This window comes from Polyangium sorediatum, from assembly GCF_029946465.1.
In the GTDB taxonomy this organism is placed as follows: domain Bacteria; phylum Myxococcota_A; class Polyangia; order Polyangiales; family Polyangiaceae; genus Polyangium; species Polyangium fumosum.
Genome location: NZ_JARZHI010000050.1, coordinates 52,075 through 77,447 on the forward strand (window position 1 = coordinate 52,075; position 25,373 = coordinate 77,447).

Annotated in this window: 21 protein-coding genes and 1 pseudogene; 16 read left to right on the plus strand and 6 right to left on the minus strand. The window is 66.7% G+C overall.

Annotated elements, in window-relative coordinates; genetic code table 11:
* The first annotated feature begins 11 nt into the window (after positions 1 to 11).
* Positions 12 to 920 (plus strand): hypothetical protein, encoded by a 909-nt coding sequence (locus QHF89_RS36110; RefSeq protein WP_136972104.1) that lies wholly within the window; start codon positions 12 to 14, stop codon positions 918 to 920.
* Here the strand turns inward: QHF89_RS36110 and QHF89_RS36115 are convergent.
* Entirely contained in the window at positions 917 to 1,045 is a 129-nt protein-coding gene (locus QHF89_RS36115) for a hypothetical protein (RefSeq protein WP_284721369.1), read from the minus strand. The two genes, QHF89_RS36110 and QHF89_RS36115, sit on opposite strands and share 4 nt — an antisense overlap.
* Here QHF89_RS36115 and QHF89_RS36120 point away from each other — a divergent pair.
* The 6 genes from QHF89_RS36120 (at position 1,044) to QHF89_RS36145 (ending at position 9,208) form a co-directional block, all read left to right on the plus strand.
* Positions 1,044 to 2,543, plus strand: coding sequence for a serine/threonine-protein kinase (locus QHF89_RS36120; protein ID WP_284721370.1), 1,500 nt, complete (start codon positions 1,044 to 1,046; stop codon positions 2,541 to 2,543). The genes QHF89_RS36115 and QHF89_RS36120 overlap by 2 nt on opposite strands.
* Entirely contained in the window at positions 2,540 to 3,487 is a 948-nt protein-coding gene (locus QHF89_RS36125) for a PEGA domain-containing protein (protein ID WP_136972102.1), read from the plus strand. Before QHF89_RS36120 ends, QHF89_RS36125 begins: the two co-directional genes overlap by 4 nt.
* A gap of 18 nt (positions 3,488 to 3,505) precedes the next feature.
* On the plus strand, positions 3,506 to 5,056 hold the full coding sequence (locus tag QHF89_RS36130) for a hypothetical protein (protein ID WP_136972101.1): 1,551 nt from the start codon (positions 3,506 to 3,508) through the stop codon (positions 5,054 to 5,056).
* Positions 5,053 to 6,600: a hypothetical protein gene (locus tag QHF89_RS36135; RefSeq protein ID WP_136972100.1), complete on the plus strand. Its 1,548-nt coding sequence runs from the start codon at positions 5,053 to 5,055 to the stop codon at positions 6,598 to 6,600. The genes QHF89_RS36130 and QHF89_RS36135 overlap by 4 nt, the downstream gene beginning before the upstream one ends.
* Before the next feature lie 176 nt (positions 6,601 to 6,776).
* On the plus strand, positions 6,777 to 7,583 hold the full coding sequence (locus tag QHF89_RS36140; RefSeq protein ID WP_136972099.1) for a lysophospholipid acyltransferase family protein: 807 nt from the start codon (positions 6,777 to 6,779) through the stop codon (positions 7,581 to 7,583).
* 80 nt (positions 7,584 to 7,663) lie between these two features.
* Complete coding sequence (locus QHF89_RS36145) at positions 7,664 to 9,208, plus strand: hypothetical protein (RefSeq protein ID WP_136972098.1); 1,545 nt, start codon at positions 7,664 to 7,666, stop codon at positions 9,206 to 9,208.
* 9 nt (positions 9,209 to 9,217) lie between these two features.
* On the opposite strand, the gene QHF89_RS36150 is transcribed toward QHF89_RS36145, so the two are convergent.
* From QHF89_RS36150 to QHF89_RS36165, 4 genes are read right to left on the minus strand one after another with little or no spacing between them, the layout of a single operon-like run.
* Positions 9,218 to 9,712 (minus strand): hypothetical protein, encoded by a 495-nt coding sequence (locus QHF89_RS36150; RefSeq protein ID WP_136972097.1) that lies wholly within the window; start codon positions 9,710 to 9,712, stop codon positions 9,218 to 9,220.
* On the minus strand, positions 9,709 to 10,098 hold the full coding sequence (locus QHF89_RS36155) for a hypothetical protein (protein ID WP_136972096.1): 390 nt from the start codon (positions 10,096 to 10,098) through the stop codon (positions 9,709 to 9,711). Before QHF89_RS36155 ends, QHF89_RS36150 begins: the two co-directional genes overlap by 4 nt.
* A gap of 13 nt (positions 10,099 to 10,111) precedes the next feature.
* A complete protein-coding gene (locus QHF89_RS36160) occupies positions 10,112 to 11,365 on the minus strand; it encodes a hypothetical protein (RefSeq protein ID WP_136972095.1) in 1,254 nt (417 codons plus the stop codon).
* Entirely contained in the window at positions 11,362 to 13,032 is a 1,671-nt protein-coding gene (locus QHF89_RS36165) for an OmpA family protein (RefSeq protein ID WP_136972094.1), read from the minus strand. The genes QHF89_RS36160 and QHF89_RS36165 overlap by 4 nt, the downstream gene beginning before the upstream one ends.
* 404 nt (positions 13,033 to 13,436) lie before the next feature.
* On the opposite strand from QHF89_RS36165, the gene QHF89_RS36170 reads away from it, so the two are divergent.
* The 3 genes from QHF89_RS36170 (at position 13,437) to QHF89_RS36180 (ending at position 16,340) form a co-directional block, all read left to right on the plus strand.
* The gene (locus QHF89_RS36170) at positions 13,437 to 13,760 is read left to right on the plus strand and encodes a four helix bundle protein (RefSeq protein WP_284721371.1); all 324 of its coding nucleotides are present in this window, start codon (positions 13,437 to 13,439) and stop codon (positions 13,758 to 13,760) included.
* A 753-nt stretch (positions 13,761 to 14,513) separates the two neighbouring features.
* Positions 14,514 to 15,050, plus strand: a complete 537-nt coding sequence (locus tag QHF89_RS36175) for a nuclear transport factor 2 family protein (protein WP_284721372.1) — start codon at positions 14,514 to 14,516, stop codon at positions 15,048 to 15,050.
* Between the two features lie 78 nt (positions 15,051 to 15,128).
* Positions 15,129 to 16,340, plus strand: coding sequence for a PAS domain-containing protein (locus QHF89_RS36180; protein WP_136972091.1), 1,212 nt, complete (start codon positions 15,129 to 15,131; stop codon positions 16,338 to 16,340).
* Positions 16,341 to 16,359: 19 nt separating this feature from the next.
* Here QHF89_RS36180 and QHF89_RS36185 read toward each other — a convergent pair whose 3' ends face one another.
* Positions 16,360 to 16,794: a nuclear transport factor 2 family protein gene (locus QHF89_RS36185; protein WP_136933757.1), complete on the minus strand. Its 435-nt coding sequence runs from the start codon at positions 16,792 to 16,794 to the stop codon at positions 16,360 to 16,362.
* A 321-nt stretch (positions 16,795 to 17,115) separates the two neighbouring features.
* Between QHF89_RS36185 and QHF89_RS36190 the strand changes: the two genes are divergently transcribed.
* The 6 genes and pseudogenes from QHF89_RS36190 to QHF89_RS36215 all read left to right on the plus strand — a co-directional run.
* Complete coding sequence (locus QHF89_RS36190) at positions 17,116 to 18,198, plus strand: efflux RND transporter periplasmic adaptor subunit (RefSeq protein WP_136972090.1); 1,083 nt, start codon at positions 17,116 to 17,118, stop codon at positions 18,196 to 18,198.
* 2 nt (positions 18,199 to 18,200) lie between these two features.
* Positions 18,201 to 21,371, plus strand: a complete 3,171-nt coding sequence (locus QHF89_RS36195) for an efflux RND transporter permease subunit (RefSeq protein WP_136972133.1) — start codon at positions 18,201 to 18,203, stop codon at positions 21,369 to 21,371.
* Positions 21,358 to 22,815 (plus strand): TolC family protein, encoded by a 1,458-nt coding sequence (locus tag QHF89_RS36200; RefSeq protein ID WP_136972089.1) that lies wholly within the window; start codon positions 21,358 to 21,360, stop codon positions 22,813 to 22,815. The genes QHF89_RS36195 and QHF89_RS36200 overlap by 14 nt, the downstream gene beginning before the upstream one ends.
* Before the next feature lie 108 nt (positions 22,816 to 22,923).
* Positions 22,924 to 23,073, plus strand: coding sequence for a hypothetical protein (locus tag QHF89_RS36205; protein WP_284721374.1), 150 nt, complete (start codon positions 22,924 to 22,926; stop codon positions 23,071 to 23,073).
* 194 nt (positions 23,074 to 23,267) lie between these two features.
* The gene (locus tag QHF89_RS36210; RefSeq protein ID WP_284721375.1) at positions 23,268 to 24,251 is read left to right on the plus strand and encodes a hypothetical protein; all 984 of its coding nucleotides are present in this window, start codon (positions 23,268 to 23,270) and stop codon (positions 24,249 to 24,251) included.
* A 607-nt stretch (positions 24,252 to 24,858) separates the two neighbouring features.
* Positions 24,859 to 25,373: pseudogene (locus QHF89_RS36215) on the plus strand (hypothetical protein); the annotation flags it as partial.

Consider the following 25,373-nt stretch of genomic DNA (forward strand, 5'->3'; position numbering starts at 1 on the left):
GATCCTGGCCGATGCTCGGTCCGTACCGACCCCTCGTCCGCGGCCTCTTCGCCGCGGCCCTGCTCGCCGCGTGCAGCAGCGGGTCGTCTACGACCACCGAGGCGGCGCCTTCTGCGAGCGGATCGCCGGGGCCTCCGCCGCTCGGCTCGTTCATCGCGCCGAGCCCCACGCAGCCCCCGCAGCCGAAGTCGCCCCAGCCGAACCCGCTCGGCCTGCCGCCGCGCAAGATCAAGCTCGACCCGGGGCGCCGCGTCTTCACCTTCTCCGAGCCCATGCTGACGAACGCGCGCATCGGCTCGACGCTCGTGCTCTACGCGGCCACGGCGATCGGCTTCGACGGCGACGACCTGGTTATCGAGGGCCAATCCGGCGGCCCGTCGTACAAGGTCCACCCGGGCTACGTGATCCCGGTGCCGGACAACGTGAAGCCGAAGCTCAACGACGCCGTGCTGACGGAGTGGAACGGCGTGATGAAGCACGCCGTCGTGCGGCGGTACGTGAAGGATCGGATCGCGGTCCGATACACGGACATGGAGGCGCGCGCGCCCGAGGGGCTCTTGAAGGGGGTGCGCTGGGTCAAGCAGGTGAACGGGCTCGAACCTGGTAACTATGCGGCGCACCGGCAGGAGGGCGAGGTCCGGCACGTGCTGCTCGTCTCGCCGTTTGAAGCCGGCGGCGTGAAGCGCTGGTTCTGCCTGGGATTCGGCGGCGCGGCGCTCATCGCCGACGAAGCGGATTTGCAGCCGATCCCCATCAAATGGAAAGGCAAGCCGGGCGCGGTCGTATGGGCCGAGTGGGCGGGCACGATGCGCCGGGCCGTGATGCAGAGTGAGACCGAGCCGGGGATCTTCACGGTGAAGTTCGAGCGAGCGGGCAAGCCAGAGGTCGTCGGTTATGGCTTGATCATGGATCCGCTCTAGCGCGAGATCGCGCCCGCCGCGCCAAACGAGAAACAAGCGCAGCTCAATCCAGCGATGCGCGGGATGCGCTCCGACAAGAGCCTTGGCGAAACCTCGTTCAGCGCGTACCATCGGCCGTCTGTCATGCAACCCCGTCTGATCGTCGGCCGGTACGAGATCTACGAGGCAATCGCCCGGGGGGGCATGGGGGCGGTGCACTACGGTCGCCTCGTCGGCGCCGAGGGGTTCGGTCGCATCGTGGCGGTCAAGCGCATGCATCCGCACCTCCTCGACGACGTCGCGCTGGCGAACGCGTTCCTTGACGAGGCCCGGCTCGCTTCGCGCATCCAGCACCCCAACGTCGTGCCGGTCATCGACGTCGTGCGCAGCGAAGATGAGCTTTTGATCGTCATGGACTATGTCCGCGGTGAATCGCTCGCGGGGCCGCTCCGCCAGCACAGGATCCGCGGCACGCTTCCCCCCTTGCGTATCGTCGCCGGGATCGTGGCGCAGGCGCTTCACGGCCTGCACGCGGCGCACGAGGCGCGAGACGCGTCGGGCAAGCCGCTCGAGCTCGTGCACCGCGACATCTCGCCGCAAAACGTGCTCGTCGGCGTCGACGGGCTCGCGCGTGTCGTCGACTTCGGCATCGCCAAGGCCGCGCAGCGCCTCCAGAACACCAAGGAGGGCGAGCTCAAGGGCAAACCTGCGTACATGGCGCCCGAGCAATTTCACGGGCAGGCCTCGCGCGCGACCGACGTCTATGCCTTCGGCGTGGTGTTATGGGAGGCTCTCACGGGGCAGCGCCTTTATGGCGGCGAGAATGATTTCCAGGCGATCATGCAGATGCTCACGACGCAGGCGTCCCCCCCGAGCTCCGTCCGGCCCGAGGTGCCGCCTGCGCTCGACGCGCTCGTGATGCGCGCCATTACAAAGGATGCCGCCGCGCGGTTCCCGACGGCGCGTGAAATGGCGCTCGACCTCGAGCGCGCATGCCCGCTCGCGAGCCCGGCCGAGATCGGCGAGTGGGTTTCGTCGATGGCGGCCGAGGCGCTCGCGAAGCGCGACGTCATCGTGGCGTACATCGAATCGGCGCAGCAGAGCGCGCCCGCCGAGGAGCCGCCGTCGGTGCGTTCGCCGCCGCTCTCCGCTCGGACTCCCGCGCCCTCGCAATCGGACGACGTGACCACGAAGAAGGTCGGTCCTCCGTCCGGCCCGACGCCCCTGGCCGCGGTCGTGCCGCGTCCGCCGGCCGCGGGGGAATCGGTGTACGTGGAGGCGCTCCCGCGCGAGGTCCCCCCGCGAGTAGCCCCGCGTGATTCGCGATTGGCCGCGATCGCCGGCGCCGTCGCGTTCGCCGTGGCCGCGACGACCGGGCTGGTCTACGTAGCCTTCGTGCGCCCCGCGATCATGCCGGAGGCCTCTCCCGCCGCGTCTGCGCCGCTCGTGGCCCCGCCGCCTCCGTCCGCCGCGCCTCCCGCCGTGGAATCGGCCGCTCGTCCGCTCACGTCGGCCTCTGCGGTTCCCGCGACCAGCGCAGCGGCGAAGCGCGCGACGGCACCATCGAATACGGCGAACCCGGGGCGGACGCCGACCACGTCGAAAAAGTCGTCCTCGCCGTCCGCTGCGCCCGATTTTTTATGAGCCATCGTCGTCATCGAACGAGGTTTTCCATTTTTCTAGCCGCGGTCCTCGCGGCTTCGTGTCTCGGCCCGACCCTCGCCGCGCCGAGCGCCGTGGCGGCCCCGGCGGCGGAGGTCGCGCGTGCGGCCGAGCTGAAATCGCAGGGCGACGACCACATGCGCGTCAAGCGGTACGAGGACGCGCTCCGGGCGTACGACGAGGCCTACGCGCTCGCGAAGGATCCCGTCCTCCAGTACAACCGCGGCCGCGCGCTCCAGTTCTTGGCGCGGTATCCCGAGGCGCTCGCCGCCTTCCGAAAATTCGAGGCCGACGCGCTGCCCGCCGTGCGCGCCAAGGTGCCGACGTTGAAGGACATCATCGCGGAGGTGCGCGGGAAGGTCGCGCTCTTGCGCGTGCAATGCGACGTGGAAGGGGCGCGCGTGCTGCTCGGCAAGCGTGAGATCGGGACCACGCCGGTCGACGCGGCCCTGCCGGTGAATGCCGGCCGCGCCACGCTGGAGATCCTGGCTGACGGGTATCTGCCGTTCTCGCGGGAGGTCGATCTCTCGGGAGACGAGGCCGAGAACGCCGTCGAAGCAAAGCTCCAGGCGAAGAGCCGGGTGGGGCTGCTCGTCGTGAAGAGCCGCGTCACCGGGGCGCGGGCCGAGGTGGACGGCAAGGCGATCGGCGTGGTGCCGGCGGAGGCGTCGCTCGGCGCGGGCAAACACGACGTCGAGGTGTTTCGGGACGGCTACGATGCGGCGCGCACGCAGGTGGTCATCGTGGCGGGGGAGCGCAAGGAACTCTCGCTCGATCCACTCGCGAGCACGCCGATCTACAAGAAGTGGTGGTTCTGGACGGCGGCGGGCGTGGTGGTCGCGGGCGCGGTGGTGACGGCCGTGGTCGTGACGACGGAGCGGGCGGCGCCGACAGGGAGTTTTTCGCCGGGGCAGATTCGTTTTTGAGGGAGCCCGGGAGGGCGGATGAAAAGGTCATTCACGGTTGTCGCCGTCGCTGCGCTGGGGTTCGCCTCCTGCGCGCCGCCGACGGCCATCACGGTGGACGTGTATACCGAGGTCGATTGCGCGAGCGATGCGGAGGTCTCGCTGACGGTCGCGCCGGATCTGGCGTCGCTCGCGGCGCGCGCACCGTCGAGCACCACGCGTGGGTGCGTCGCGCCGGGGCGGGCGGGGAATGTGGTGATTGCGCCGGCGGACGATCGGGAGAAACCGCTCGCGTTTGCCATTGCGACGCGTGTGGACGAAGGGTCGATCGAGGAGTGCCTGACGTCGCCTTTGCCTGCGGGCTGCATCGTGGCGCGGCGGCAACTCCGGTTCTCGCCGAACCAGGAGTTGCCGATGCGGGTCGATTTGCGGCTCGCTTGCCAGGGGATCGAGTGCCCGTCGGAGCAGACGTGCGTGAAGGGCGCGTGTGTGGCGGCGGAGGTGGAGCCTTCGCGGTGCGTGGGCGGGTGTGACGAGGGGACGTTGCCTCCTCTTTCGTGTGGGCCTGCGGAGACCCACCTCATCGGAACCGTCGAGGGGACGTCGTCCATGCAGCTCGTCGATACGCCGAGTGGTCCTGTCGCGGCATGGCGTATCGTACAGCCCGACAAGTCGTCCACGATTCATCTGCAACAGCTCACGGTGGGCGGAGCGCCGAAGAGCTCGCCTGCGGCGCCCATTTCCGCTGGCCAGGCGGACAACTACTTTTTTCTGTTGGGGTACGATGGGTCGAGTCAGGTCTTGGTGTACCAGGATGTCCTGACGATGATGTTCCAGAAGGTCGACCTCCAAGGTGACGTGCTGGCGGGACCTATCTCGCCGACGAGCATGTACCGGCAGCAGCTACGGGAAATGCCCTGGAATGGGACACGATTCGCGTTCTGGGTCTCCAGCGTGTCAGCAATCGAGTTTTCGGTCGCAACCATGGATCCCTCGGGCGTGCTGGGGCCGGCGCATGTGATCTCGCAAGCAACCGCCCTCGGTAACGTCGCTTGGAACGGCACGAGCTTCGGCGCTTCGTGGCGCGGTGCGGATGGCAATTGCTACGTCACACTCGTTTCAGCCGACGGAACGTCGAGCGAGCCCGAGAAGCTCGTGGCGCCATCGTGCTCGTCGCCCCATCTATCGGGGCACCCGCAGGGCTGGAATTATGTATACGAGGTCGGTGGTCGCATCGAGTACGTACAGCTCGACGGGCAAGGCGACACGACCATGCCGCCCGTCGTCGTATCGCCGCAATCCATGAGTATGTTCCAGGTGCCCCGCTCCGTCTCGCTCACCACGGGGAAGACATGGGTCATCTTCGCGGAGGAGCTGAACCAGTACAGGGAGATGTACGCAGCTCTTTTGGAGGGCGGGGACGTCGTTCGTCCAGCGGCTCGTTGGCCAGGAGATGCGCTGGTCCTCGGGGGCAACGATTATGCAATCGCAGCGCGGGCCGATCGCGTGCATATCGCCTACGTGGGATATCCCACCGGGATGACGTCGGATGCATACAGCACGGTCCTTTGCGATGGAAGCGCGCCATGACTTCGTGGAGAGTGCTCATCGTCGGATCCTCCGCGCTCGTCGCCTCCTCTTGCGCGCCGCCCACCGCCATCACCGTCGACGTTTTCACCGAGGTCGACTGCGCCGAGAACGCCGAGGTCTCCCTCACGATCGCGCCCGATCTCCTCTCGCTCGCCTCGCGCGCGCCGTCGAGCACGACCCGCGGCTGCATCGAGCCGGGACGCGCGGGCAACGTGGTGATCGCGCCGGCGGACGATCGGGAGAAACCTCTCGCATTCGCCATTGCGACGCGTGTGGACGAGGGATCGATCGAGGAATGCCTGACCTCACCTCTGCCATCGGGCTGCATCGTGGCGCGGCGGCAGCTCCGGTTCTCGCCGAACCAGGAATTGCCGATGCGGGTCGATTTGCGGATCGCTTGCCAGGGGATCGAGTGTCCCGCGGAGCAGACGTGCGTGAAGGGCGCATGCGTGCCGGCGGAGGTGGAGCCGGAGAGGTGTGTGGGTGGGTGTGACGAGGCGACATTGCCCGCGCCTGCGTGTCCACTGGGGGAGATCCACCTGCTCCAGGAATTCACGAGATACTTCACCACTCGCATCATCCGTACATCGGGCGGTCTGATCGCAGCATGGCGCATCTTGCAATCCGACCAGTCGGCCACGCTCCACGTGCAACCGCTCGCGGAAGGCGGCGCGCCCAGCGGGCCGCCGTGGCCGCCCATTTCCTCCGCCCAGGGATCCACGGGCTTCCTGCTGGGGTACGACGGAGCGGGCGTCGCGGTGGTCTACGACGACGCCGGGGCGATGATCCTCCAGAAGCTCGACCTCGAGGGCAACGTGCTCGAGGGGCCCACGTCCATCACGACGATGTACGGGCTCCACAGCCAGGTCATGGCCTGGAGCGGGACACGCTTCGGACTTTCTGGATCCGTCGATCTTGATGAATATTTCTTCACGATGGATGCGTCAGGCGCCCTGGGACCGCCGGAGTTCATCGATATCGCGCAAGGCAACATCGGCGTTCCCGCGTGGAACGGCACGAGCTTCGCGCTCCCTTGGTGGGACATCGCCGCAGGCGGCTGCCACGTCTCGTTTTTTTCGGCCGAAGGGACGCCGAGCGGTATGGCAAAACGAGTGGGGGCGGAGTCGTGCGTACGGCCCCACCTCTCCCCACACCCGGAGGGCTGGAATTACGTATACGAGGTCGACGACCGTATCGAGTACGTGCTCCTCGATGCCCAGGGCGACCCGATCACGGCTCCGGTCACGATATCGCCGCCAGACGGCAAGGTGTACGGTACGCCCCGTTCCATCCCGTTGGAGTCGGGGAAGACATGGGTCACCTTCCGGGAAGGGCTCGGCGCTCTCGGCGATTTCTATGCGACGCTCCTGGTGCGAGGGGACGTGGTCCTTCAAGCGGCTCGGTACCTGGGGGCGGCGGCGGTCAGCAGGCATGAAGTCGCGGTGCAGGGCGATCGTGTGAACCTGGTCTATGAGGGGCATCCCCCGGCCGGCGGGCCCGAGGGGGTCTACAGCACGGTCCTCTGCGGCGGCAGCGCCCCCTGATGCCCCCTCCCTGACCGCACCTCGTCTCTTCCCGGACCCGACATGTCCGACCGACCGTTGGGAGCCGACGGGCCCACGGGTCGAGGTGGCTCGGCCGTTTCCCACCCCCTGCGAAGCATTTTGCGCACGTTGCAGGTCTGGAATTGCTTCCGCCGTGGTGTTAGGAAGGCAAATCCATGCAGCTCCGAGAAGCCATTCGCGCCGCGCGTCAGTGGGTTCCTTTCACCGCTCGCACCGTCGGGTATGGGACGATCTCGCTCACGCTCGGCCCGCTCACGCAGGATCACCGCGCGAGCCTGTGGGCAATGAAGCGCTGGTGCAAGTCGAGCGCGCGGGGGCTGCACATCGACGTCGACGCCACGGGGCTCGAGAACGTGCCCACCGACGGCGCGTACGTGTATGCCTCGAATCACCAGAGCCTGCTCGACATCCTCGTCCTCGGCGCGGTCCTCCCGGGGGATTTCAAGTGGGCCGCGAAGCGCGAGCTCATGAACATTCCTTTCCTCGGCTGGCACCTCAAGCTCGCGGGGCACGTCCCGGTCGAGCGTGGCGGCGGGCCCCGCGTCGCGGCCGAGGTCATCAAGCGGTTCACCGAGGTCCTCCAGCGCGGCAAGCCCCTGCTCATCTTCCCCGAGGGCACGCGCAGCGAGGACGGCGTCCTCAAGGACTTCAAGATGGGGGGTTTTTACGCGGCCGTACGCGCCGGCGTCCCCGTCGTGCCCGTCGCGCTGGAGGGCGCGGGGCACCTCATGCAAAAGGGCGCCATCGACTCGGGCGACGGCAGCATGCGCCTCGTCCGCGTGCGCGTGGGCAAGCCGATTCAGCCGATCACCACGGGCAAGGAGTCGGCGCGTGTCGTCGACCTGCGCGACCGCACGCATGCGGCCGTCGCCGAGCTCCTCCTCGGGCTCGGCGGCCGCGTCGCCGACGCTCCGTCCAAAGAGAACGGGAGCGCGAACGCAGCCTCCTCGGCCGACTCCTGACGCTCGCTCGCTCTTGACCCCGACGTGGGTCCCGATACCCTGAGAGCCTTCCTCGTTCCTTTGCTGGGTTAGGGGGGTTCATGGCTTACGGGCTTTCGCGCTTCGTTTCTCGGCCATTGGCGGCGGCAGCGGTCCTCGTCCTCGCGGGGTGTGGGATGCAGCCCGAAGGGGGGATCATCCCGAGCAACATGGGCGAGACGCCCGACGGTCCGATTCCCGACACGCCGGATCATCCGCCGCTCCCCGACCCGGGCGCGCTCACGTGCAATCCGGACATCACCGTCGCGGCGGACAGCCGCGCGCTCGTCGTGCGGGATCCGTCTGTGCTCGCGCGATTCAGCCTCGAGCGGGTCCTGTCGCAGATCGTCTCGCTCGCGGGGGAGGACATCACGCCCGAGGAGCTCCTGCGACGCCTCTTCGACGCGCAGAACGCCGCGGCCGAGGGGGTCTTCGCGGACAACCCGCATTGCGACGATCTCGACAACGCCGCGTTCAAGAACGGCGCGGCCCTCTTCTGCCCGCGGGCCGAGGGGGCGCTCGCGTCGAGCGCGGGCCTCTTCGAGCCGGGCCACCCCGACTCGTTCGTGCCCGTGGCGATCGTCAATCGCTTCGACCTCACCCCGCAGTTCGGATCGACCTGCGGCGAGCACCGCATCGTATATGCGAAGACCTCGGGCCGCACGGACCCGGCGAACCGCGTCTTTTTGATCTTCGAGGCGGCGTTGCCGAACCCGTCGGGCTTCGAGGTCCTCTCGAGCTGCCGCCCCGTGGCCGAGGCGTGGGCGAGCCTCGGGGCCGAGGCGGATCTGGAGATTGTCGCGGACAAGCTCGAACAGCTCTTCTTCACGGGCCTGCCGGGCTTCTCCCCGGTCGTCCACCCCGACCATTACGGCGCCGTCTCCTCCGAGAGTGATCCCTACAGCGGCTCGCACGGCCAGGTGCGCGTGAGCCAGCAGATGCAGGCGCCCTGGGAGATGCGCGAATATCACCTGAAGCGGTTGCTGCCGGGGGCGATGAAGCTCGCGCTCAGGTTCCAGCCCGTCACGGTCAAGAACAACCCCCTGCCGGATCTCTTCGATGGCGCGAACGACACGGAGACCGCGCTGAGCTTCCGGAGCGAGTTCGTCAATATGAGCCTGTGGGATCTCGGGCAGAAGGAGCTCCCCAAGGTCCGCATGCAGACCGGCAAGCAATTCAACATGGGCGAGAGCGTCGTCTCCGGGGACGCCTCCGTCGATTATGCGTCCCGCGCCATCGGCGTCGCGGGAGCCGATTTCGCGTCGGAGATCCAGACCTCGATCGACGCCTTGGGCCTGAACCTGGATTGCCCCCCGGGTGATCCGCTCACGGCGGAGTCGGTCCTGCACCGCGCGACGTCGCTCACGTGCGCTGGTTGCCATGCGCCGCAGCGCTTCCTCGGCCCGGATCGGTCGCTCGGGTGCGGGCTCTCGTTCCCGTCGACGCTCGGCGAGGTGCACATCGACGAGAACGGTACGCTCTCGCAAGCGCTCACGGACGTGTTCTTGCCGCGGCGCGCGGAGGTCCTCTCGATGTTCCTCCAGGCGTGCGACGTCGAGGCCATCAAGGACAACCTCGAACCAGGCGAGGCCGCTATTCCGAAGTGACGGTCCGCCTCACTTCGAGCCGCAGGGCCCCACGTTCCCCGCGCCGAAATAATACTGGCTGATCCCCTCGCCGCACGGGCACTTCACCGCGCCCATCTCCGCGACGAGACACGCGACGACCTCGTCGTTGGGCTCCTCCATCCCGATCACCTCGACACACCCGCCGGGGCCCATCCGCACCTCCAGCCAGCCGTTCGTCTTGCAGCCCGAGGCCGCCTGGCATTCTTTGGCCGTCGCGGCGACCCAGTCCTCGAATGCGCATGGGAAATCGTTCGAGCCGACGCATTCACCCGTGGGCCGATCGGCGCAGAGCGGATGGGCGTCGCTGCCGAGGCCGCTGTCGAGCTCGGGGATGCCGCCGGCGTCGAATTCGGGGGGACGTTCGATGCTCGATCCGTCGGGTTCGTCGCGGAGGTCGGCGTGCCTGGTGCAAGCGAGCAGCGCGGCCGTGGCGCCGAGGGCCACGAAGGCGAGCACGACGGGAGCGAATTGGGGGGATTTCACGGCACGCGCTCCTGCTCTTTTTCCGTGAGCGTCCGGAACCAGACGACACGATGGGGCGACAACGTGACCACCGTGTCCGGCTCGATCCGGATGAGCTCGCGGATCGGGAGATCGAGGTCCTTGGAAAGCTCGCGCGCCTCCTCGTAGGTCGCGGGGCGGGCGTCGTGGACCGTCATGAACAGGAGCCGCGCGTCCTCGAATTGCAGGCGATCGAGGATCCGGACGAGCGTGAGCTCGCCCGGCTCGTCGTATCCCTCCACGGCCACGAAGGCGCCAGGGGTATCGATGCGGGCTTCGGGCGGGGTCAAATCGTCCGACGCGCAACCGGCCACGAGGGCGGCGCTCGCCCACCCGAGACAGAGGTTCTGGAGCCATGCTCGCAACAAAGGTCGCCTCCCTTCAAAAGCCGAGGGTGATACCTGCGCTCGGCGCGAGCACGAGCGCGCCGAACGGGAACACGGCATGCGCCGCGATCTCCACGAAGGCCGCCCGGCGGCTCTCCCACGCGAACGCGAGGCCCGCCCCGGCGCCCACGAAGCCGTCGCCCGCGCGTTTCCAGACCGTGACCTCCTGCTCCAGGTCATTGCCGCCCTGGTAGGGCGGGGCGAGCGGGTTTTCCCGCACGACCGTGCGTCCTTTCAGGTCGACCATCGCGTAGCCGCCGGTGACGAACGTATAAGGCCGGGGCCCCGAGCGGGCGAAGAGGTCGTCGCCGAACCAATGGGTCGCGCGGGCGGCGAAGGAGAACGGCACGAACGCCGTGCCCTCGCGCGGCGTGGGACCTTCGCCGAAGAAGGCCCAGCCGACCCGCAGGCCGAGCGTCGTGTCGTAATGGATGAGCCGCTCGAACCCGACGACGACCCGCGTCGGCCCGAGGCCCCCGGACGGAGGCGTGTTCGTCTGCACGGCCGTGCCCGTGTATTGCGCGTCGTCCGCGCGGAAACAGGCGTACCCCTCGTTTTCCTGCGAGTAGAGGCTGCACACGCCCGCCGTGGCAAAGGCGCCCACGTCTTGCTGCACGCCGAGGGAGAACCAGTTCTTGCGCCGATCGACCCGCTCGCAGAACCCGCGCCAGCTACACGTCGTGCCCCCCTCGCAATCGGCGTCCGACTGGCAGGCGATCTCCACGACACGTTCGCTCGGGCAACCGAGCAGGCCCGCGGGACAATCGGCCGGATCGGGGCATTTGGCGCCCTTCCCCTGGCCGGGTTCGAGCACGGTGTCGTGCTTGATCGTCACGAGGTAGGGCCGCGCGCGGGACGCGCCCGTCGCGATCACGCGGCCCTCGGCGTCGTGGACACGAATGTAGTAGCGGAGATCCCCGGTGACGGTGCTGATCTCCAGGCAAGGGATCGCGCCCTCGTACCTGGCGCCGCTCCGCCGCAGTTCGAGCGCGGTCCAGTCCGGATCCCCCCAGAGCCGGTAATGCACGAGCACGCGGCGGGCGCGGAGCGCGATGTCGATCGGCAGCTCGATCGAAATGGGGACGGCGCGCAAGATCCCCTGCTCGGCCGTCCGCTCCAGCGTCGGGTTGTGCAGCACCTCGGGGCCCATCGTGCCCCGATCCTCGGCCGGCTCCTCGGCGCGGCCCGCGCCCGATACCGAGGCGAGCGCGAGCGCGGCGAGCGCGAAGATCCCTCGCGCGCGGCTCATTTCGCCCCTCCCGCCGCGGGTTTGCCCTCGTCCTTCACGGCCGGCTTCTTTTCGAGGATCCGGAACTCGACGCGCCGGTTCTTGCCGCGGCCCTCCTCGGTGGTGTTGTCCGCGATGGGCTTGTCCGACCCATACCCCTTGGGCACGAGCCGCGCGCGGCCGATCCCACGCCGGACGAGCCATTCGACCACGCTCTCGGCGCGGTCTTGCCCGAGCTTGCGGTTCACGTCGGGCGTGCCGGTGTCGTCCGTGTGGCCTTGCACCTCGATGCGCGTGACCTCCGGGTGATCCGTGAGCACACGCGCGACCTCGCCGAGCACGCCGTCGCTCTCCGGCCGGAGGACGGCCGTACCGGTCTCGAATTGCACCTGCTGGGAGATCACGATCTCCTGCTCGGCGAGCGAAGCGACGGGCGGCGGTTCGGGCTCCTTTGGCTTCGGGCAGCCATTCCCCGCGGGAGGCTTCGGGCCGGGCTCCGTGGGGCAGGCGTCTTTCTTGTCGGGCACGCCGTCCTCGTCCGTGTCCTTGGGACAGCCGTGTGTTTTGCGCACGAACGTGGCCTCGCCGGCGGCGCGCGGGCAAGCGTCGTTCTCGTCGGGGACCGCATCCCCGTCGTAATCGGGCGGAGGTTCGGGGCAGCCGTGCAGGAGGGGATCGCCCGATTCCACGCCGACGAGGTCGAGACAAGCGTCGCTTTTGTCCGGAATGCCGTCGCTGTCGCGATCCGGCGGGGGTTTGGATTTTTCGGGTGCATACCCGAGGAGCGCGAGGACCCGCACGTCAGCGCTGCCCGCGCCGCGGCCGAGGCCCGGGCCCATGGCGAGGCCGATTTCGAGGGGGCCGCCGGTGATGCGGTAATGGCCGGTGACGAGGGCGTGCGCGACGGTGGCGCGAGGGTCGAAGAGGCGGGCGCCGCCGAGGAAGGGGAGATCAGCGGAGAGTTCGCCGCCGAGGGTGAGGGTGCGGGCGCCGTCGACGAAGAAGCCGCCGGCGAGGCCCAAGGTGAGGGAGGTGGCGACGCGGGTCGGCAAGACCCCGGGGAGCGCGACGGCGGGGCGGGTGCGGAGGCCGCCGGAAAACGCGCCGTGGAGGCGCTTGCCGGTGGCTTCCGCGACGAGGGCGAAGCGCGCGCGGACGGCGCCGTCGCCGGCGTAGCCGTCGGTGCCGGTGGGGAGCCAGAGGGAGGCGGAGAGGCCGAGGGCCGCGCCCTGGCCAGCTTCGTCGAGGCCCCCGGCGAGGCGGACGCGGGCGCCAATGCGGAGGTCGCCGAGGGCGGCGCCGACCGCGGCGCGGGGGAAGGCGTCGCCGGAGGGAGGCGTGCTGCCGGCCTGGGTGAGGGAGAAGGGGACGTCGAGGGAGATTGTGGCCCGGTAGAAGAGGGAGAGGGACGCGAGGGCGTGGAAGTAGGTTTGATCGGAGATGACGGGGTCGAGTTCGTCGTTGGTGTTGCGGAGGACGAGGGGGCGGCGGGCGTAATCGAGGAGGAGGCGCGCCGAGGGGAGGAGGTGGCCGCGGACGTCGGCGTGTTCGACGAGGAAGGCGCGATCGCCGGCAGGGGCAGGCTCGGCGGCAAGGGACGGGGTGTCGTCGGCGGAAGCGGGGGGCGCGGGGAGGAGCGCGAGGGGCGGGAGGAGGAGGAACGGGAGGAGGCGCGGCCAGGGTGGCACGAGGGGGGACGGTAGGCGGGGGGCAGGGAGAGGGTCAAGGCTGAAGCTGAAGCTGCCGCTTAGGCTTAAGCTTGAGCAGGAGCTTGAGCTTGAGCCTGGGCTTGAGCTTGGGCTTGGGCTTGGGCTTGAGCTTGAGCTTGAGCTTGAGCTTGAGCTTGGGCTTGGGCTTGAGCTTGAGCTTGAGCGGTTGTCCTTCTTCTTCTCGTCCGGGGATGTCGATTGTGCCCGCGTGCTCGGAAGGCGAAAGGCCAAGCCGTGCTCGCCATCCTCGCCGTGCTCGCGCTTCGCGCTCCGCGCGGCTCCGGGTGGCTGCGCGCGGTGCGAGGCTGCGCCTCGCAGCCTTTCACCTTCCTCCGCGCGCGGGCCAGGGGCCGGGGTCCCCGGTCGGGGATACGGAGGATGACATGGCTCTCAGGATTTATGGCGTGGCGATCGATATGCTCAGGATGTTGCGGCCGGTGATGGAGCGGATTGGGAGGAAGGATCCAAGTCTCGGTGATCAAATGCGCCGTGCAGCGATGAGCGTTCCGCTGAACCTGAACGAGGGCGCGTATTCGCAGGGACGAAACGAACGCGCCCGGTGGCACACCGCCATGGGCTCGGCCGCAGAGGTCCGCGCATGCCTGGACGTGGCAGAAGCGCTCGGATACGTGGAAAACGTCGACGATGAGATGCGCAACACCCTGAACCATATCATCGGCACCCTGCATCGCCTCACGCGACGGTAACGTCCCGGCGTGCCGTCCCCCCCCCCCAGGGCGGCACGCCCTCCACCGGCAGCGGCAGCGACAGCGGCAGCAGCAGCAGCAGCAGCAGCAGCAGCAGCAGCAGCAGCAGCTCAAGCCGCTGCGGCCCCCGTCCGCCGTCGCTCCCGCGTCTCCAAACGTCCCACCCCCCTCGCGTCATCGTCGCTTGCGGGTGTTCGAACGTTCGAACACCCACGCGTCACCGTCTCCTGTGGCTCTCCTGCCGTTCGATCCCCCTCGCGTCACCGTCGCTCGCGGGTGTTCGAACGTTCGAACACCCACGCGTCACCGTCTCCTGTGGCCCTCCCGCCGTTCGATCCCCGGCGCGTCACCGTCGCTCGTGGCTCTCCAAGCGTTCGAACACCCACGCGTCACGCGCGCTTGCTGCCCTTCGAACGTTCGAACCCTCGCACGCGACAGATTCCGCCGCGAAATGCAGCGCGCCCCTGCCCAAGTGACGCGGGGAAGCTCGGCGTCGAGGCCGAAGGACCACGCGTGGTCGCCACGTGTCACCAGGTAAAAGATTGCGTCATGGTGGAAATGCGCCGTGTCGTTGGATTCTCGACGGGACACATGGAATGCTTGATCTCCTGCGCGAATCTTTTTAGTGTGACTGAAGGGGGCCGCACTGACTGGAGGAGGTACACAATGGAGCAGAGCAGCCGTTCGGGGTCACGGGCTTCTTGGGGTCGCGTCGGAGCTGCGTTGTGCGCGGGGGCCATTGCCGCGAGCGCCTTGGGGGCGGCGACGCCTGCCGAGGGCGGTCATCCCGGGGGCGGGCATGGGAATGCCGGGGGGCAGCAGGGGCTCGCGCGCCTCCTCGACGAGGCCGAAATCGAAAAGCTGACCTACTGTTATGCCGCCGGGACCGACGCCATCGGGCGCGGCGAGCTCGAGGTGGGCCGGGGCCTGTACCAGAAATGCTTCACGCCGAACGCCGTCCTCGAGGCCTATTACCCCGGTGACGACCCCAATGGCCCCCCGAGCCTGACCTCCAATCCCACCGCGTGGGCCGACGTCGCGGACAACGAGTTCACCACGAACGGCTACGTCTCGACGCAGCACTTGAACGGCAATGTCGTGATCAACGTGCAGGGGAACACGGCGACGATGTCGACCTACCTCACCGCGACACACGTCGTGGATCCTTCCGGTATCGTCGACCTGGCGCACGGGACCTACGAGGACATCGTCGTGCGTACGCCCCACGGCTGGAAGATCGCAAAACGGACGCTGCGCCTGCTCACCTACATGCGCGTCCAATCGCCCTGACCCAGCATCCAACCCCGGGGGGGTTCGGGTTGTCTCGGGACAACGCCGAGCACGGCACGCGCGGATGAGGTTCGCCCCATGTCTCCCATGCACGACGAGCACAAGATCCAATTCGAGCACTTCTTCGAGACGTCCAGGGACCTCCTCTGCGTGCTGAGCGGCGACGGGCGGCTGATCCGCACCAACGAGACGTTTCGGAGCACGCTCGGGTATACGGAGTCCTCCCTCGTGGGCGCGGAGCTCACCCGGCTCGTGCATCCCGACGAAGCCGCGCCGCTCTCCGCGTTCCTGCGCCCGCGCGAGGGGGGAGACGCGTCGTTGAAGCTCGACGCGGGGTTCCTGCACCGGGACCTGAGCTACCGGAGGCTCCTCTTTTCGTTTCGCCGCGTGGCCGGTGATACGAAGGTCTACGGGGCCGGGCTCGAGGTCGAGGCGCAGGAGCCCGTGGACGAATGGGAGAGGCGGCGGGATCTCCTCCAGAAGATGCAAGCGACGGGGCGCGTCGGGGGATGGGACGTGGATTGCACGACAGGACGCCAGTTCTGGACCGAGGAGACGTACCGGATCCACGAGGTGCCGATCGGATTCAATCCGAACGTGGACAATGGGATCTCGTTTTACGCGCCGGAACACCAGTCGATCATCACGGAGGCCTTCAGCGCCTGCGTGGGCGAGGGCAAGCCCTACGATCTGGAGTTGCAGATCGTCACCGCGAAGGGCCGTAGGCTCTGGGTGCGCACCGCGGGCACGGCGGTGATGGAGAACGGGAAGGTGACCCGGGTCATCGGGGCCTTCCAGGACATCGACGATTTCAAGCGCCGCGAGACCGAGGTCGAGGAGAAGCTCGCGATCATCGCGCAGCAGCGGTCGGAGATCCACGCGCTCTCCGTGCCGGTCATTCAGGTGTGGGACGACGTCCTCGCGCTGCCGGTCGTCGGCGGGCTCGACGAGGCGCGCGCGTCCGAAATCACGACGCGGCTGCTCGACGCGGTCGTGTCGACCCGAGCGCGGTTCGCGATCCTGGACCTGACCGGGGTGGAGGCCGTGGACGCGGGGACGGCGGAGCGGCTCTCGGGCATCCTCCGCGCCATTCAGCTCCTCGGGGCGGAGGGGCTCGTCACGGGGATCCGGCCCGCCGTGGCGCAGACCTTCACGTGCCTCGCCACAGGGTTCGCGGGCGCGAGGACGCTCAGCAACCTGCGCGAGGCCATCAAGGTATGCATGCGGGGGAGCGCGCGGCGCGTGGACACGCGGCAGGGCCCTGTCGAGAAGCTGCCACGCGTGCGGTAGCCCGGCGATTCGTGTCCTTTCAGGACGCTGCCGCGGGCGGACCTGCGTGCGGCGCGTCGTAGGCCTGGCTCAGCGCGCCGAGGTTCTCGACCACGAGGATGTGGCAGATCTTGTCGCCGCGGAACGTGCACACGACGGCCCACTCCGTGAAGAAGACGGCGCCATTCTTCACCACGCGCAACGTCTCGTCGCCGGTCACCACGGCCTTCTCGTCGTTGGCGAAGAAGTCATGGACGTTGAGCCCTACGTGCTCGACTGCGGAGGGCATCCCACGGAAATACTCCGCGACCCCATTCTTGCCCCGGAACTCGCCGCTGAGGGGCGTCCCTGGCCCGATCGAGAGCTTGTAGACGATATCGTCGGTGAGGCTCGAAAGCAGAATTTGCGGGTCCCCCGTGGCCGCGAACTCCTTGAAGATGGCACGTAGCAGCGTGATCTTTTCGTCGGCGGTCATCCTGATCTCCTTCGTGTTGCGGACGTGACGATACACGAAACGAGGACGTCGCGCGCGGCTGCACCTGTGTCTCCACCGCGCGCCCGATGTCCAGGGCCAACGGCCCCGGGCGGGGAGGGGACCCAGCCCGGAACGAACCGAGCATCCCTGGCAAAACGAGAGCCGGCAGGATCCGTGTGGCTGTACGCCCAGCCGCGCACGCCCTCAGCGTAACCCCGAGCACAGGACTTCGGAAGATCAGATATGCTGGAAACGGATACATAAGAAACTTTTTTCACGCGTGGATGGAACCGCGGCGACCGTCGTGCCGACTTATCTGCGATGAACCGACCCCCCACGCCCTTCCTCTTGGTCGCCGCCTTCTTGGTGGTGGGGTGCCACCACGAACATCAAGAGCCGCAGGAACATGGCAAGTTCCTCGTGACGCGTCCTCTTCGGAAAGACACCGAGCTCACCCGGGACTACGTCGCACAAATCCGCGCGATCCAGCACATCGAGGTGCGTGCTCTCGAAAAGGGCTACCTGCAAGGGACCTTCATTGACGAGGGCCATCAGGTCGCGAAGGGCGCGAAGATGTTCCAAATCATGCCCATGATTTACCAGGCAGAGGTGCAGAAGGCCGACGCGGAGGCGCAGCTCTCGGCGATCGAGCTCAGAAACACGAAGCTCCTCGCCGACAAGAACGTCGTGTCCCCCAACGAGCTCGCCCTGGCCAAGGCGAAGCTCAGCAAGGCGAAGGCCGAAGTGGCGCTCGCGGCGACGCACAAATCGATGACCGAGATGCGGGCGCCGTTCGACGGCCTCGTGGGGCGCTTTCACGTGCGGATGGGCAGCCTGGTCGACGAGGGGGACCTGCTCACGACGCTCTCCGACAACAGCAAGGTCTGGGTGTACTTCAACGTCAGCGAGGTGGAGTACCTCAAATACGAATCTCAGCCGGAAGAGGAGAGGATCACCACCGTGAAGCTCCAGATGGCGGATGGCCAGGACTTCGATCAACCCGGCACGGTGGAGACGATCGAGGCCGATTTCAACAACCAGACCGGGAGCCTCGCGTTTCGGGCCACGTTCCCCAATCCCAAGGGGCTGCTCCGACATGGCGAGACGGGCAAGATCCTGATGGAGGTGCCGCTCAAGCACGCCTTGCTCATTCCGCAGAAGGCGACCTTCGACGTGCTCGACAAGAAGTTCGTCTTCGTCATCGACGAAAAGAACGTCATCCACTCGCGCCCCATCACCATCGCCGCGGAGATGCCGCAGGTCTTCGTGGTCGCGAGTGGCCTCGAAGAACACGACAAGATCCTCGTGGAAGGCCTGCGCAAGGTCCGGGACGGCGTCGCGATCGAGGTCGATTACAAGGAACCCGCCGACGTGTTCGCGCACCTGGAGGTGCCGGCGGAATGAGCATGATGTCCAAGTTCATCCATCGCCCGGTCATGGCGATGGTCCTGTCCATCGTGCTCGTGTTCCTGGGCATCCTGGCCATGCGCTCGCGCCCGGTCTCGCAGTTTCCCGAGATCTCGCCGCCTCGTGTCATGGTTTCGCTGACATTTCCGGGCGCGAGCGCGGACGTCCTGGTCCAGTCCTCGATCATCACCCTGGAGCGCGCCATCAACGGCGTTCCGGGCATGGTCTACATGATCTCGGACGCCACGAGCGCCGGCGAGGCGACGATCCAGGTCGTGTTCAAGCTCGACGCCGACCCGAACGAGGCCGTCGTCAACGTCAAGAATCGCATCGATCAGGTCATCAGCCGACTTCCGACGCTCGTGCAGCTCGAAGGTGTCGTCATGAACCGCGTGCAGCCCAGCATGCTCATGTACGTGAACCTTTATAGCGAGGAGAAGACGGCCGATGAGAAGTTTCTTTACAACTTCGCCAATGCCAACCTCCTGCCCGAGTTGAGCCGCGTCGACGGGATCGCACAGACCCGGATCCTCGGCTCCCGGCAATACGCCATGCGCATCTGGCTCAATCCGGACAAGATGCGGGCGTACAACGTCTCGACCGAGGACGTGATGAAGGCGATCAGCGAGCAAAGCGTGATCGGGTCGCCAGGACGTCTCGGGCAGGCGACCGGCGTGAAGGCGCAGTCGCTCGAATACGTTCTCACCTACGAGGGCAGGTTCAACAAGCCCGAGCAATACGAGAAGATCATCATCCGGGCGAACGAAAACGGCGAACAGCTCCACCTCAAGGACATTGCGAAGGTCGAACTCGGGAGCGAGTTCTTCGATATCTATTCGAATCTCGACGGTCACCCCTCCGCGGCGATCGTGCTGAAACAGACCTACGGGAGCAATGCGAGCGAGGTCATCGAGAACGTCAAGGCCAAGCTGGAGGAGCTCAAGAAGACCTCGTTCCCTGCCGGGATGAACTACGAGATCAACTACGACGTTGCGAGCTTCCTCGATGCGTCGATGGAGAAGGTCCTCCACACGCTCGGTGAGGCCTTTGTCCTCGTGTCGCTCGTCGTGTTCCTCTTCCTCGGGGACGTTCGCTCGACGTTGATCCCGGCCCTGGCCGTCCCCGTCTCGCTCATCGGCGCCTTCGTCTTCATGCAGATGTTCGGGATCACCATCAATCTGATCACGCTCTTCGCGCTCGTCCTCGCGATCGGCGTCGTCGTCGACGATGCGATCGTCGTCGTCGAGGCGGTCCACGTGAAGATGGCGGAGGAGGGGCTATCGCCGTACAACGCCGTCAAGAAGGTCCTCGGCGAGATCAGCGGCGCCGTCATCGCGATCACCCTGATGATGACAGCGGTCTTCGTGCCCGTGGCCTTCATGACCGGGCCGGTGGGCATTTTCTATCGTCAGTTCTCGATCACGATGGCCTCCGCCATCGTGCTCTCCGGCATTGTCGCGCTGACCCTGACGCCTGTCCTCTGCGCGATGATCCTGAAGAATACGCACGGTCAGCCGAAGAAGCGGACGCCGATCGGCATCTTCCTCGATGCGTTCAATCGCACCTTCGACGCCGGGACCAACGTCTACGTCCGCCTGCTCCGGAAGCTGGTGAATCGAAGGATCGTCACGTTCGGGATCCTGCTCGCGTTCGGCTTGGGTGTCCTGCAATTGAACCGGGTCCTTCCGGCCGGCTTCGTGCCCAACGAGGACCAGGGGCAGATCTACGCGATCATCCAGACGCCCCCGGGCACGACGCTGGAGCAAACGAACGACGTCTCGCGAGAGCTGCAGGGCATGGCGAAGGGCGTGGACGGTGTCGCCTCGGTCTCCTCCCTCGCGGGTTATGAGATCCTGACCGAGGGACGTGGCTCGAACGCGGGCACCTGCCTCATCAACCTGAAGCCGTGGTCCGAGCGTACGCGCTCTGTCACCCAGATCATCGAGGAGCTGGAGCAAAAGGCGAAGGACATCGGCGCGATTGTCGAGTTCTTCGAGCCGCCGGCCGTCCCGGGCTACGGCGCCGCGAGCGGCTTCTCGCTCCGCCTCTTGGACAAGAACAACGAGACGGATTACCAGGACTTCGATCGCGTCCAGAGAGACTTCATGGATCAGCTTGGGAAGCGGAAGGAGCTGACCGGGCTCTTCAGCTTCTTCGCGGCGAATTATCCGCAGTACGAGCTCGAGATCGACAACGAGCTGGCGATGCAAAAGGGCGTCTCGATCAAGAACGCCATGGATAACCTCAACATCCTCATCGGCAGCACCTACGAGCAGGGGTTCATTCGCTTCGGCAACTTTTTCAAGGTGTATACCCAGGCGGCGCCGGAGTTCCGGCGATTCCCCTCGGATCTCATGAATCTCTACGTCAAGAACGACAAGGAAGAGATGGTGCCGTACTCGGCCTTCATGAAGCTGAGGAAGACGCAGGGGCCGAACGAGATCACGCGCTTCAACATGTACAACTCTGCGGCGATCCGGGGCGGTCCGGCGAAGGGGTACACGAGCGGCGATGCAATTGCTGCTGTCCGTGAGGTCGCCGCGAAGACGTTGCCACGCGGCTACGACATCGCGTGGGAGGGCCTCTCCTACGACGAGGCGAAGCGTGGGAACGAGGCTGTCTACATCTTCCTGGTCGTTCTTGCATTCCTGTACCTGGTGCTCGCTGCCCAATACGAGAGCTTCATCCTCCCGCTGGCGGTCATCTGCTCGTTGCCCGTGGGCGTGTTCGGCTCCTTCCTGATGCTGAAGCTCCTCGGCCTGGCGAACGATATTTACGCGCAAGTTGGGCTCGTCATGCTGGTGGGCCTCCTCGGCAAGAACGCAGTCCTCATCGTCGAGTTTGCCGTCCAGGCACACCACAACGGAGCGTCGGTGATGGAGGCAGCGATCCAGGGAGCGAAGGCGCGCTTCCGCCCCATCTTGATGACCTCTTTTGCCTTCATCGCGGGCCTGGTTCCCCTCGTCCTCGCGACGGGGCCGGGCGCCATCGGCAACCGCACCATCGGCGCGTCGGCGCTCGGGGGAATGCTCTTCGGCACCATCTTCGGCGTGGTCGTCGTGCCGGGTCTGTACTTCATCTTCGGGACGCTCGCGGAACGTAGGCGCCTGATCCAGGGCGAAGAAGACGAACCCTTGACCGAGAACGTGAGCCATTATGCGGAGGGGTAGGACAGGATCGTCATCGTCGGTCGCCGCGCTGGCGTGGTTGTGCTTCTTCGCGGCGGGCTGCATCCCCTCTCTGGAAGGAAACGAGCCCAGGGAGCCGAGCAAGGCGATTCCGGCGAGCTTCGGGCATGCGAGCAGCACCGCGGGCGCATCGTCCTCGCCCGCGAGCTCGACGCAGACGGTGTGGCGTACCTTCTTCGACGACGCCGAGCTTCGGGCGCTCATCGAAATGGCGCTCGCGAAAAACCAGGAGCTGAACATCCAGCTCCAGGAGATCATCATCGCCCGCAATGAAGTGTCGGCGCGGCAAGGTGATTACCTCCCGAAGGTGGGCGTCGGGGCGGGGGTCGGCGTCGAGAGGATGGGAAAGAACACGAGCCAGGGCATCAGCGACGAAAGCCATGGGCTGCCGCAGAACCTGGGGGACTTCACGTTCGGATTCTGGGGCTCGTGGGAGGTCGACGTCTGGGGGAAGCTGCGGGATGCCACGAAGTCGGCCGACCTCCGCTACCTCGCGACCATCGAAGGCCGGAACTTCATGGTGACGCAGATCGTCGCCGAAATCGCCAGCTCTTATTTCGAGCTGGTCGCCATCGACAACCAGCTCGACGTCCTGAAACGGAACGTCGAGATCCTCGCGGACGCGCTGGAGATCATCAAGCTGGAGAAGCAGGCGGCCCGGGTCACGGAGCTGGCGGTGCAGAGGTTCGAGGCGGAGGTGTTGAAGAACAAGAGCCGCCTCTATGGCCTCGAACAGGAGAGAGTTCAGATCGAGAACAAGATCAACTTCCTGGTCGGTCGTTACCCGCAGGCCGTGAGCCGAAACGATCAGAAGCTCAAGGACCCTCTGCCGAAGGTGACGTCGGGGCTCCCTTCCGATCTCTTGAAGAATCGCCCGGACATCCGGCAAGCCGAGCTGGAGCTTCAGGCCACGAAGCTGGACGTGCAGGTGGCGAAGGCGGAGTTTTACCCTTCGCTCAGCATCGACGCAGCGGTCGGTTACAGGTCGTTCAACGTCAAGCACCTCCTCGTGACGCCGGACTCGCTCATCTACAACCTGGCGGGGAATCTCACGGCGCCGCTCTTGAACCGGAAAGCGATCGAGGCCCAGTATCGTTCGGTGAACGCCCGGCAGCTTCAGGCGGTGTTCAACTACGAGAGGACCCTGCTGCAAGCGTTCACCGACGTCGCGAATCAACTTTCGCTGGTCGAAAACCTTCAAAAAGCCTATGACCTCCAGGCGCAGCAGGTGGAGGTGCTCACCCGGTCGAGTGAAACGTCCACGGTCCTCTTTCAATCTGCGCGCGCTGACTATGTGGAGGTTCTGCTGACCCGGCGGGATTCGCTGGACGCGGAAATGGAGCTGATCGAGACGAAGAAGCGGCAATGGCTGGCCGTGGTTCATCTCTATCAAGCGCTCGGGGGTGGGTGGCGTTCCGGCGGCTAGAGCGCCTCGCCCCTCCGCGCGGATCTTCTCACGCGTCTTCCTCCCGGCCCGGTGATCGTCATGTCCCGTGAAGGGTCCGCGGCTTCCCAGGGGCCCTATCGAGGCGACGTGCTTCCTGAAGACCTCGAGATCCTCCCCGGGGAGCGCGCCGAAATTCTCGCCCGCGAGCGCTGGGTTTCCCTTTCCCCGATTGACGCAGTCACGCTCGCCGTGCTTCTCGTGGCCTCGATGCCGCTCGTGGCTTTCTGGCATGGGTGACGTGCTGGGAGCTTGGTGACGCCACGTCAGCCCGACGTGAAATGCCGGGTCGGGGGTTCCGGAGTCCGCAGCGGAAGAGGATTCCGGTCCGCCTGACCCGGGGGCGCCGACCCCGCGGACTTGCGACACGAGACCCGTGCAAGTAACTAACGTTCGCCTTGATACGTCCAAACCCGTTCCTCTCTGCGTGCATCATGGCGGCGTTCGTTCTGGCCGCGCCGAGCGTGGGCGCTGAACCCGCATGCAACCTGGTGAAGTTCGTCTGGTCACGTGAAGCCGGTGCGGAGAGCTGCCCGGACCAGGCGGAGATCGAGCAGGAGATCACGGCGCGCCTTGGCCGCGACGTGTTCTCGAGTTGCGCCGACCGCTCCATCCAAGCGCGTCTCATCCGGCAGGAGAAGAACGGGCGCTGGATAGCCCAGATTGAAGAGCGCGAGGGTGCCCGCCTCCTCACGTCCCGGGCACCCCTCCACGTGGACGCGCCGGATTGCACCCCCATCAAGGACGCGAGCGTCTTCGTGATCGCGGTGCTCATCGATCCCGAGGCGGCATCGTCGCCGCCGCCGCCGCCATCTCCCTCGCCGCCGCCACCCCCGCCGCCACCCCCGCCGCCGCCGCCACTGCGACGGCCCCCGCCGCCTTCACGGCCCCCGCCTCTGGCGCCCATGACGATGACGTTCACCGCGCGAGGAGCTGCTCGTTACGGGCTTCTGCCGGGTGTGGCGCCCGAGGTGGCGCTCTTCGCCGGCGTGGGCAAAGGGCGGTGGGAAGCCTCGGTGGGCTTGTCGTGGATGCCCGAGGTCCGGACGTCCGAGGACGCGTTTGCCTTCGGTCTCAACGCGGTGTGGCTCGGGGGGTGCTTCCATCCGCTGCGCTTCTGGCGGGCCACGTTCTCGACGTGCGGGCATGTCCTCGGCGGCGCCGTGCATGGCGTTGTCGTCAAGCTCGAGTCCTTCGAACCGGTTGCCACAGGGGAGCACGCCTGGGCCGCAGTTTCGCTGTCGCCGCGGCTCCGGCTTCGCCTTGTTTCTCCGCTCGTCGTCGAGCTTGGCGGGGACGTCACCCTGCCCCTTACCCGCCACCGCTTCCATGTCGAGGGGGACCCTCCGGAGACCGTCTTCGAGCAGACGGTGATCGGCGGTTCCGGGTTTGTGGGGGTCGGCTTGTCGATTCCGTGACGCGCGGGGCGAGCTGAGGGGAAGAGGAGGAACGTGGACGGCGTGTTCCGCAGGAGCCGACGGCTTTTCAGGGCGGCCTTGGGGGAGCCCGCCCTCGGCGGTGGAGCAACCGCTCGACGTGGTCGCGGTTCAAGCGGGCGGAGCTGTAAGGAGCTGCTCGACGAGCTCGACCGCGACAAGCGCGTGGTGCTCGTGATGTTCGAGAACGACAGATGGGTGCGAGGAGATCTCCGCGTGTGCTGCGGTGGGTGCCGCGGCGTAGCTACCTCCGCTCAAAGATTGTATGAACAAAAATATTTTTCATCCTATCGGGATTCGATTCGGGGCCGCAGCCATGCTGGTCTTCGTTGGATGCTCACTCGATATTGGAATCGCGCGTCCTTGGGCCTCGACCTCACCGGATGCGGGCGCCAACGGGGGCGGCAGCATGGCTGAGGGTGGCGGCGGGGCTGTTGGGATTGGGGGCAGCAGCATGGCTGAGGGTGGCGGCGGGGCTGTTGGGATTGGGGGCAGCAGCATGGCTGAGGGTGGCGGCGGGGCTGTTGGGATTGGGGGCAGCAGCATGGCTGAGGGGAGCGGCGGGGCTGTTGGGATTGGGGGCAGCAGCATGGCTGGGTGCGTCGACGGGGCAGCAGAGGCAGTCAAGGAGACGATCAGCATCGGTGCCGAAGAGACCGTCATGATCGGGACGACGGGTCTCCCGGGAAGCGCCTTCAAGGGTGATACTTCCCTCCGGCTCTGCAACTTCTTAGATAAACAGGTTGCGTACAATGACGACGCGGCATGCAACCTCAACACGGGCTCCTTGATTTCGTTTACGTCTCCGTATGGGGTATCGCAGGATTTTGTTCTATGGGTTGGCTGTATCGATACACCATGCGGGCCGAATGCGGTGCGGATTGCTCGAAGGGATCCGGTGGTATTCTCTTATGCGTTCCAAGATGCCAACAGCACCGCCGAACAGACGTACACTCTGGAGGCCAGCCAGAACATTCGTAACACCTCGCCCACCCCCGTCTGGACGCCGCCCCGCCCCCGTGGCAGGCGCCGCGAGCACGCGCATCCGGGCCTGCCACCGCGCGCCAACGGGCTTCGACAGCAAGCACCGCGCAGACGCCTGCG